The 929-nt window shown below is 33.9% G+C and carries 1 protein-coding gene; it reads right to left on the bottom strand.

All coding sequences use genetic code 11. From position 1 onward, the window contains the following. Positions 1-99 precede the first annotated feature (99 nt). A partial coding sequence (locus KI369_RS28255) for a TcaA NTF2-like domain-containing protein (protein WP_438800520.1) occupies positions 100-929 on the bottom strand: 830 nt, incomplete at its 5' end.

Below are 929 nucleotides of genomic sequence, written 5' to 3'. Positions count from 1 at the left end.
TATATCTATCATAACTTACGATATATCAACGGTTACACGAAATATTGATTTAGCTACAAAATAAAGAGGCTGTTCAAATATTGAACAGCCTCTTTCATATTAACGAGTTGGACCAGATACTTCTTCTGATTTCAACGTATTATTTGCACCAAGAGAATGATACAGCATCTTTCCATTTCCATTCACATTTACAATATGTTCGTTATTAAAACTTTTGAACTTCACAGATCCATCACCGTAACGAATATGGTACTCTTCATATGTCGTTACTTTATATTTCGTATCACTTTGACGCTCTACATTACGAACTTCCATCGTTAATAAGTCTTCTGTAATTCCTTTTTTGTATAGATATTGTAAATACTCACGGTCCTGTTTATAAGATGGCCCGCTCTGATCATAATTATTTGCGATAATACTAAAATCATTTGATGAAATCGCACGTACATTATCATAAATATGTGTTCGTACAAATTCACCAGCTGCTGAACTCGATATTTCTTTTACGCTTGGCGTTTCTTTTGGGAACTTTAAATAATATGTGCTTTGATCCCCAACTGTTATACTTTCGGATTTAATGGTACCACGCTCTGTATTTTTCTCTAAATGCACTTCTACCGTTTCATCTGTCGCTACAGGTCCCAATTTATAACTTCCGTTACTCAATTTCCCACGCTTTTTACCATTCACAAAAACAGTTGCTTCATTTTCATCAGAAGAGATGGTTACATAATTTCCTTCAAGTGATAAATTCACTTCTACTGTCCCTTTCTTTTCGTCTGCTAAATCCACTTCTTTTTCTGTCTCTAATTGAGTAAGTTCTGCTTTCGCCTTTGCCTTCACAACATAAGAACCTGGGAAATATGGCCCTAATTCTTTTGAAGTTTTACTACTAGAAAGCTCTATTTCTTTTTTATCATTTACATATA

Source organism: Bacillus sanguinis, from assembly GCF_018332475.1.
Taxonomy (GTDB): Bacteria; Bacillota; Bacilli; order Bacillales; family Bacillaceae_G; genus Bacillus_A; species Bacillus_A sanguinis.
This window is presented reverse-complemented; position numbering and strand designations above follow the sequence as displayed.